This is a genomic window from bacterium (assembly GCA_040756715.1).
Taxonomy (GTDB): Bacteria; UBA9089; UBA9088; order UBA9088; family UBA9088; genus JBFLYE01.
Genome location: JBFLYE010000149.1, coordinates 1 through 8,221 on the forward strand (window position 1 = coordinate 1; position 8,221 = coordinate 8,221).

At 35.8% G+C, this 8,221-nt stretch carries 11 protein-coding genes; all 11 read left to right on the forward strand.

The features are described 5' to 3' along the window. Positions 1-68 precede the first annotated feature (68 nt). Entirely contained in the window at positions 69-1,025 is a 957-nt protein-coding gene (locus tag AB1397_05565) for a Gfo/Idh/MocA family oxidoreductase (GenBank protein MEW6482453.1), read from the forward strand. A 26-nt stretch (positions 1,026-1,051) separates the two neighbouring features. Next, entirely contained in the window at positions 1,052-1,297 is a 246-nt protein-coding gene (gene rpsR / locus AB1397_05570) for a 30S ribosomal protein S18 (protein MEW6482454.1), read from the forward strand. Further along, complete coding sequence (rplI, locus tag AB1397_05575; protein MEW6482455.1) at positions 1,294-1,740, forward strand: 50S ribosomal protein L9; 447 nt, start codon at positions 1,294-1,296, stop codon at positions 1,738-1,740. Before rpsR ends, rplI begins: the two co-directional genes overlap by 4 nt. Before the next feature lie 88 nt (positions 1,741-1,828). Further along, positions 1,829-3,166, forward strand: coding sequence for a replicative DNA helicase (gene dnaB, locus AB1397_05580; protein ID MEW6482456.1), 1,338 nt, complete (start codon positions 1,829-1,831; stop codon positions 3,164-3,166). Positions 3,167-3,238: 72 nt separating this feature from the next. Beyond that, positions 3,239-4,021, forward strand: a complete 783-nt coding sequence (locus tag AB1397_05585; GenBank protein ID MEW6482457.1) for an ABC transporter permease — start codon at positions 3,239-3,241, stop codon at positions 4,019-4,021. Beyond that, complete coding sequence (locus AB1397_05590) at positions 4,021-4,752, forward strand: ABC transporter ATP-binding protein (GenBank protein MEW6482458.1); 732 nt, start codon at positions 4,021-4,023, stop codon at positions 4,750-4,752. The genes AB1397_05585 and AB1397_05590 overlap by 1 nt, the downstream gene beginning before the upstream one ends. Beyond that, complete coding sequence (locus AB1397_05595; protein MEW6482459.1) at positions 4,749-5,801, forward strand: MlaD family protein; 1,053 nt, start codon at positions 4,749-4,751, stop codon at positions 5,799-5,801. Before AB1397_05590 ends, AB1397_05595 begins: the two co-directional genes overlap by 4 nt. A gap of 196 nt (positions 5,802-5,997) precedes the next feature. After that, positions 5,998-6,258, forward strand: coding sequence for a 30S ribosomal protein S20 (gene rpsT / locus AB1397_05600; protein MEW6482460.1), 261 nt, complete (start codon positions 5,998-6,000; stop codon positions 6,256-6,258). Further along, a complete protein-coding gene (locus tag AB1397_05605) occupies positions 6,251-6,934 on the forward strand; it encodes a segregation/condensation protein A (protein MEW6482461.1) in 684 nt (227 codons plus the stop codon). The genes rpsT and AB1397_05605 overlap by 8 nt, the downstream gene beginning before the upstream one ends. Before the next feature lie 25 nt (positions 6,935-6,959). After that, complete coding sequence (gene lspA / locus AB1397_05610; GenBank protein ID MEW6482462.1) at positions 6,960-7,406, forward strand: signal peptidase II; 447 nt, start codon at positions 6,960-6,962, stop codon at positions 7,404-7,406. Next, positions 7,384-8,094 carry a DNA repair protein RecO gene (gene recO, locus AB1397_05615; protein ID MEW6482463.1) on the forward strand — a complete coding sequence of 237 codons (711 nt, stop codon included), beginning with the start codon at positions 7,384-7,386 and terminating at the stop codon, positions 8,092-8,094. The genes lspA and recO overlap by 23 nt, the downstream gene beginning before the upstream one ends. Positions 8,095-8,221: the final 127 nt, after the last annotated feature.

Sequence of the window (8,221 nt, forward strand, 5' to 3'; positions counted from 1 at the left end):
ACATTCAAAATTCATAATTTTATAAAGTTTTCCTTAAGATTATCTAAACACATCCTATAATAAAATATATGAAAAAATTAAAGGTTGGTGTGATTGGTGTAGGCCATATGGGAGAATTTCATGCAAAGGCATATTCAGAAATTCCAAATGTAGAGCTTACCGGGGTTGCTGATATAATAGAAGAAAGGGCAAAAAGAATTGCATCACAATATTACACAAAGCCATATACAGATTATAGGGATATGTATGATAAGGTTGATGCTGTTTCAATTGCTGTTCCAACAAGCATTCATTATCAAGTAGCCTCGGATTTTTTAAACAAGAAAAAACCCACCCTCCTTGAGAAACCAATGACAACAAATATTAAGGAGGCAGAAGCTCTCTTTGAAATAGCAAAAAGGAATAATGTCCTCCTTCAAATAGGCCATGTTGAAAGATTTAATGCGGCTGTTTGTGAGCTTAAGAATATTATAAAAAACCCTATATTTATTGAGACAAAAAGATTAGGACCAAAAAATCCAAGAATAAATGACACAGGTGTTGTCTTGGATCTTTTAATTCACGATATAGACATTGTCCTTTCCCTTGTTCCCTCTGAGATAGAAAAAACAAGCCTTGTGGCAAGCAGGGTTTATTCGGATTATGAAGATATTGCTAATCTTCAGATTATATTTAAAAATGGCTGTATTGCCTCTTTAACAGCCTCAAGGACAACTGAGGAAAAGATGAGGACATTATCAGCTACCCAGGAGGATGCATATATATTCCTTGATTATGCAGAGCAAGACCTCCATATCCACAGGAGGGCTTCATCAGAATACTTTACATCCCCTGAGGTTTTAAGGTATAAACAAGAATCATTCGTGGAAAGAATTTTTGTTCATAAGGATAATCCCCTGAAACTTGAGCTTTTGCACTTTATAGATTGTATCATAAATGGAACAAAGCCAATAATGGAGCCAGAAGGAGACATTAGGTCTTTAAGGGTAGCATTGGATATTTTAAAACAAATTCCTAGACATTAACTAAGGTTCAAATTTATAATAAAGATATGAAGAAAAAGATAAAGAAAAAGACGCCGTGGATAAAGGTAAAGAGAAAATATTGCCTCTTTTGTCAGGAAAAAATAAAAGAAATATCATTTCTTGATTATGAAATTATTAGAAAGGAGCTTTCCGAGAGTGGAAAGATTCTCTCCAGAAGGATTACAAAAACCTGTGCCAAACACCAAAGAATGATGGCAAGGGCAATTAAACAAGCAAGGCAGTTAGCCCTTCTTTCCTATACATCAAAATGAAAGTAATCCTGCTTGATGATATTTCAAAAGGAGAAGCAGGTGATGTTGTCTCCCTTTCAGATGGCTTTGTTAGAAATTTCCTCCTTCCAAAGAAAAAGGCGATATTGGCAACAGAAGAAAACCTTAAGCTAGTGAACAAAATAAAAGAGGAAAGAAAAAAGAGGGAAGAGAGGGAGCATAAATTAAAAATTGAATTAAAGGAAAAAATTGAGGCTTTGACCATTACGATGAGAAAGAAGACAGGTGAAGAAAATAGGATGTTTGGTCAGGTAACCTCACAAGAGATAAAAGATAGCCTTAAAGAATTTAATATAGATATTGATAAAAAAGAGATCCTTCTTCCAGAACAAGGGATTAAAAGCTTGGGGGAACATAGCGTAGAAATTAAGCTAGCATCTGACATAAAGGCATCCCTTAAGGTTTTGGTAGAAGGAGAAAATTAAGTCAAAAGTCAAAATGCAAAAGTCAAAAGTGAGGTAAGGTTTTTTATTAAAATACTTTTGAATTTTGCCTTTTGAATTTTGAATTATCATGTTAGACACCCTTCTAATTAACCAGGAAAGGCTTCCACCCCAAGCACTTGATGCTGAAGTATCCCTCCTTGGGGCTATGCTAATGGATAGGGAGGTAATCAATGAGGTGGTTGAGCTTTTAAGAGAGGATGATTTTTATAGGGAATCTCATCGAAAGATATATAAAGCAATGCTCAATCTCTGGGAAAGGAATGAGCCGGTTGACCTGGTTACCCTCTCTGATGAGCTAAATAAATCTGGGGCCCTTTCTACAATTGGTGGTGTCACATACCTTACAAGTTTAATCTCTTCTATTCCACCATCTTCCAATGCACCCTATTATGCAAAGATTATCTCCCAAAAGGCAGCCTTAAGAGAGCTTGTTTTTGCAGGTTTGCAGATTACAAGGATGGGCTATGAACAAATTGGCGATGTCTCTGATATTTTGGATAAATCAGAGCAGCTTGTTTTTAACATTGCCTCAAAAAAGGTAAGGGGTGGATTTATATCCATAGGAGATATGTTAAAGCCAGAAGATATTGAGGCTCTATGTGCCCATAAGCCACATATCACAGGGATTCCCACAGGTTTTGTTGAGCTTGATGAACAAACAGCAGGCTTTCAGCCATCAGACCTCATTATTATTGCGGGAAGGCCTTCTATGGGAAAGACATCTTTAGCCCTCTCTATTGCCCAGCATGTTGCTATTAAAGAGAGAATCCCGGTTGGTATATTTTCCTTTGAAATGAGCCAGGCTCAGCTTGTTATTAGGCTTCTATGTGCTGAAGGTCGTGTTGATGCCCATAGATTAAGGATAGGCCAGCTTAAAAAGGATGAGCTTCCCAGGATCTCTTTAGCAGCTGGAAATTTAAGGGAGGCAGAAATTTACCTTGATGACACAACGCCTATGAGTGTCATTGAGATGAGGGCAAAGGCAAGGAGGCTTAAGGCAAAAAATAATATTGGGCTTCTTATAATTGATTATTTGCAATTGATAGAGGGAAGAAAGGACCTAGAAAATAGGCAGCAAGAAATCTCAGAAATATCAAGGTCTCTTAAATCTCTGGCAAAGGAGCTAAATATTCCCATTGTTGCTTTATCCCAGCTATCCCGTGCAACAGAGGTTCAAAGGAGAAGGCCCCAGCTTTCTGACTTAAGGGAATCAGGGGCTATTGAGCAGGATGCGGATGTTGTTCTCTTTGTCTATCGGGAGGAATATTATAAACCCACAGAAGATAATGAGGGCATAGCAGAGATAATCATTGGAAAGCAAAGGAATGGACCAATAGGAACCGTAAAGCTTGCCTTTCTAAAACAATATGCAAAATTCGAAAATCTTTCAAGGATTAAAGAATGAAATGAAGGCATAAAGGCACAGAGTTTATTCATTATCTGCTTTGTGCCTTTGCTACTTTGTCCCTTTTAGAAAATGCTTTCCTATTTCTTTGAAGAGCTGGGAAGGGTTTTTATCCTTACAAAGAGCCTTTTTATTATTTTTATAAAATCCATCATTGAGCAGAGGTTTATAAGAATAAAGAGGCCATTTTTTACTCCCACAACCCACAGGATAATCTCTCACCTGGTTGATGTTGGTGTAAATACCCTCCCTATTTTATTCATTGTCTCTTCCTTTTTTGGGATGGTTCTTGGCTATCTTGGATACAATCAATTTAAAAGAATAGAAATGGAGGTTTATACAGGAGCCCTGGTTGGTGCTTCAATGCTCACAGAGGTAGGGCCTGTAATTGTTGCTGTTCTTGTGGCAGGAAGGATAGGTGCTAAAGCAGCCTCTACTATTTCTTCAATGAAGACAACCCAACAGATAGATGCTTTAGAGACACTAGCGGTCAACCCTTTGGAATACCTTGTCCTTCCAAGGCTTATTGCTACAGCTATTATGATGCCAATACTGGGAATATTTGCTGATATTATTGGAATAATTGGAGGATATATTGTGGGTGTTGTAATGTTCGATATAAAAAGCGGCCTTTACATTACAAAAATGATAGACTTCTTAAAGGTATCTGACCTTACCTCTGGCTTGATAAAGACAATATTCTTTGGCATAATAATAATTATTGTAAGCTGTTATAAGGGATTTAGGGCAAAAGAGGGTGCAATTGGTGTTGGAGAGGCAACAACATCGGCGGTTGTTGTATCCATTGCCACTGTTCTGGTCTTTGATTATTTTTTAACCGTAATTTTATTCTAATGATTAAAATAGAGGATATTTATAAAAGCTTTAGGAAGAATGAGGTATTAAAGGGTGTATCCCTTAATATAGAGGAAGGAAAAACATATGTTATCTTGGGAAGGTCTGGTTGCGGAAAGAGCGTTCTTTTAAAGATAATTACAGGCTTGATGAAACCAGACAAAGGAAGGATAATTATCTTTGGAAAAGACATAGCAAGTATTTCAGAGGATGAACTTATAAAGACAAGGCAGATGTTTGGCGTTGTATTTCAAGAATCTGCCCTTTTTGATTTTCTAAATGTCTTTGAGAATGTTGGATTTTTTCTTATTGAGCATACTAATTTAAATAAGAGCGATATAATGGCTAGGGTAAAAAATGCTCTCTCCCTGGTTGGTCTTTCAGGCATTGAAAACCTATATCCGGTAAGCCTTTCTGGAGGGATGAAAAAAAGGGTTGCCTTAGCAAGGGCTATAATTACGAATCCAAAGATAATTCTATATGATGAGCCAACCACAGGGCAAGACCCAATTACAGGCTCTGAAATAAGCCATCTTATCAAAGAGACCTCAAACAGGCTTAAGGTTACATCCATTGTGGTAACCCATGATCTAGCCCTTTCATATAATATTTCTGATAAAATTGCTATGCTCCATAATGGAAAAATAATTATTGAGGGAACACCAGATGAAATAAAACAAAGCAATAATCCTTATATTAGGCAATTTATCACCGGAGGGAAAGAGGGATGAAGGATGAACTAAAAATAGGCATATTTGTTGGAATTGGCCTTTTTATACTGGCTTTTCTAATAATTGCCATTGGTGATGTAAAACTGGGCCAAGGGGGATATACATTTACCATAAGGTTTAATTATATATCTGGGATTAGGGATGGTGCACCTGTAATGGTTTCTGGAATGGATGCAGGCTGCGTAAAGGGGCTTTATCTTAAGAATAATAAGGTGTATGTAAAGGTATGGGTAAAAAAGGATGTAGAAATTCCATCCGACTCAATGATTACTATAAATACACTAGGTCTTCTTGGAGAGAAATATGTTGAGATAACGCTTGGAAAAAGCAGATCAGTTGTAAAAAATGGCGATTTTCTTGTTGGTATTAACCCGGTAAATGTCTCTGAAATTCTTGAAAGGTCTGAGATTGTTGTCTATAAGATGGAGCGAACAGTAACCATCCTTGATAAGCTTATGGGAGAAAAGGAAATGCTTTTAAACCTGGAAAATTCCCTTAAGAACCTTGCTATAATTACAAAGGATTCCTCAGAGATTATCTCAAAAAATAAGAGAGAAATCATCGAAGCAATCAACAACATTTCCATTGCTTCAAAGGCTATTGCTGATATAACAAAGGAGAATAAGGAAAATATAAGGTCTTGTATTGTTGAATTAAAAGAAGCATCTTTATCTTTGCAAAAAACAGCAAAGTCTATAGACAGGGAGGCTTTATCAAACAGCATCAGCAATTTTAATAAAGCAACAGAAAGGTTTAATAAGATTGCAGGGGTGGTAAAGCCAGATGAATTAAAATCTGCAATAGCCTCATTTAATGAAGCGGCTGACAATTTAAATACAATTTTAAAGAAAAATGAAAAATCCATCTCAGAGGGTGCCTCTTCATTTAACAAGGCTATGACTGATTTGAGAAGGCTGATTGAAGAGGTAGAAAAAGGATCGGCAAGTATAACAGAAGCCTCAAAATCCCTTTCAAATACAGGAAAAAACCTGGAAGAGCTATCAGCTGACCTGAAAAAGAACCCCTGGAAGCTGTTTAAGAAACATTGAGCAAATTGCCTTTTTCTCCAATATTGGCGTATATAGCTGTATTTTTTGGAGGGTTTCTAGCAAACGAGCTAAACACATCTTGCTTGTTCTCATTTACCTAAACATATACGAGAAAAAGATTTGACAATACAAATTGGGTGTAAAGCAAATGGCTAATATTGACAAAGTATTTATTGTAATGATAAAATAATACATTATGGCTATTAAAAAGAGAAAAATTTCTGTTCTCAAGAATATTCGCCAAAACAAGAAGAGATATCTTTTAAATAAGGCTTGTAAGGCTGAGATAAAATCTTCTATTAAATCTATTAAGAAGGGAGAAAAAGAATCCTCCCTGGAAAAACTAAAACTTGCTTTTAAGAAGATTGACAAGGCAGTAAAAAAGGGGATTTTTCATAAGAATAAGGCAGCACGGCTAAAATCAAAGCTTTCTAAAAGAGTATCTGCAATTGTTTAAACTTAATCTTGATATATACGAAGGGTCAATAGAGGAGATGCTTGTTCTTGTAAAAAAGAGAAAGCTCTCTCCTTTGGAATTTGAAATGGCAAAAATAACATCTTCTTATCTTTCCTATCTTAAACTTCAAAGCGAGATTGAATTAGAAAAAACACCCCATTTTCTTGTTTTTTTAAGTGAGCTTCTTTTAATAAAATCTTATGTTCTTCTTCCAAGACCACAAGTAATTGAAGAAGGAGATAACAACCTCATTTGTTATTTTAAGGAATATGAAGGGTATAAAAAGGCTTCTTTTTGGATTGAAGAGAGGTTTAAAGAACAAGAGGCAAAAATTCCCATAAGCTTTAAGCAGAAGGATATAGAAGAAGAAATTACAGTCTCTATTTTTGACCTTTTCTCTTCATTAAAGGATATACTTTCCAAAAATAAAGAAAGCCCTGTTTATGAGCTTGTAATAGATGAGCCAAAAATAGAGGAGGCAATAGAGAGGATAAAGAAGATGTTCTTTAAGATAAAGAAAATAGAAATTGCAATGCTTTTTGATGTAGGAGACAGACTTTCGCTTATTGTAACATTCCTTGCAATCCTTGAGCTTATAAGATTAAGGTTTCTTAGGGCAATCCAATACAAGGCATTTTCATCCATATGGCTTATTAGAACAGAGGGGAGAGGATAGAGGACAGACAAGAGAAGAGAGGTATATGATACCATTCATCATTGCTATTCTTTTATTTATCCTTGACAGGATAACAAAGATTTTGGCTTTAAGAATTTCTCAAAAGATTACAATTTCTTCCTTCCTTGCCCTTTCTCCCACAGGAAATTATGGCCTCTCATTCGGGTTATTTTCAGGGTATCCTTCTCTTATATTCTGGCTTACCCTCATAATCTGCATCATCCTTGTTGCCTACTCTGTTTTTTTAAAAGAAAAACCTTTATTGTTTAAGATAGGAATTGGTCTGTTTATTGGTGGTGCTATTTCTAACCTTTTTGACAGAATTATTTATTCCTTTGTTGTCGACTTTATCTCAATTGGGATAGGAAATATTAGATGGCCAACATTTAACATTGCAGACCTTGGAATAGTTATTGGTGCGATATTGATTATATGTAAAAAAGCCATAAATGAGAAGGCTTCCCCTTTATAAAAGCTCTGGGATTGTTCTTTTAAGAAGGGAATTAAAAGAAAGGGATAAATCTGCGGTTATCTACACAGAAAGGTTTGGAAAGATTAAAGTCCAGGCAAAGGGTGCAAGAAGGATAAAAAGTAGATTTAGCGGCCTTATCGAACCATTTTCTTTTTGTGACTTTTCCTTTTGGTGGGGAGATTATACATCTATTTTAAGGGAATGTAAAATAATAAGGAGCTTTTCTCCTTTAAGGGAGGATATAGAAAAGATGGAAATGGCATCTTTTATTACAAAGGCCATAAACTCACTTGTTGGGTTTTCCCATCCAGATTACCATATATTCCAATTGCTCCTTCAAAGCCTTTTGTGGGTAGAAGAAAAAATAGATTTTTTGATAAAACCATTGTTTATATTTAAACTAATCTCCCTCCTCGGGCTTTTTCCTTCCCTCTCTAAATGTATATGTTGTCATAAGAAGATAGAGGATGCGGTGGGATTAAACCTTAAGGATGGAGGGCTTACCTGTAATGAGCATTTAGATGGTTCTTTTCCTATCTCCCAACAGGCTATAAAAATAATAAATTCTCTCTCAAAAATTCCTTTTTTATCTGGAAAGAGGGTAAGTATTGCAGAAAGCTTAAAAGATGAGATAGATGAGATTAGTCAACGCATCCTTTCTTTTCACGTATGTGTTTATGAATGTTAAAATAATCGTACGTGTTTAGCTTCTCTCTTAACCAAATTACCATAGCCGTTGTTTAGCTGTCTTATATACCTAGGCACAAAGGGGCAAAGGCACAAAGAAAGCAAGTAATAAATAAACTCTCTCGCCT

What these genes read in the sequence shown, in the direction of transcription:
- AB1397_05565 (MEW6482453.1), top strand. Translation starts at nt 69, where the DNA reads ATGAAAAAATTAAAGGTTGGTGTGATTGGTGTAGGCCATATGGGAGAA.
- rpsR (MEW6482454.1), top strand. Translation starts at nt 1,052, where the DNA reads ATGAAGAAAAAGATAAAGAAAAAGACGCCGTGGATAAAGGTAAAGAGA.
- rplI (MEW6482455.1), top strand. Translation starts at nt 1,294, where the DNA reads ATGAAAGTAATCCTGCTTGATGATATTTCAAAAGGAGAAGCAGGTGAT.
- dnaB (MEW6482456.1), top strand. Translation starts at nt 1,829, where the DNA reads ATGTTAGACACCCTTCTAATTAACCAGGAAAGGCTTCCACCCCAAGCA.
- AB1397_05585 (MEW6482457.1), top strand. Translation starts at nt 3,239, where the DNA reads ATGCTTTCCTATTTCTTTGAAGAGCTGGGAAGGGTTTTTATCCTTACA.
- AB1397_05590 (MEW6482458.1), top strand. Translation starts at nt 4,021, where the DNA reads ATGATTAAAATAGAGGATATTTATAAAAGCTTTAGGAAGAATGAGGTA.
- AB1397_05595 (MEW6482459.1), top strand. Translation starts at nt 4,749, where the DNA reads ATGAAGGATGAACTAAAAATAGGCATATTTGTTGGAATTGGCCTTTTT.
- rpsT (MEW6482460.1), top strand. Translation starts at nt 5,998, where the DNA reads ATGGCTATTAAAAAGAGAAAAATTTCTGTTCTCAAGAATATTCGCCAA.
- lspA (MEW6482462.1), top strand. Translation starts at nt 6,960, where the DNA reads ATGATACCATTCATCATTGCTATTCTTTTATTTATCCTTGACAGGATA.
- recO (MEW6482463.1), top strand. Translation starts at nt 7,384, where the DNA reads ATGAGAAGGCTTCCCCTTTATAAAAGCTCTGGGATTGTTCTTTTAAGA.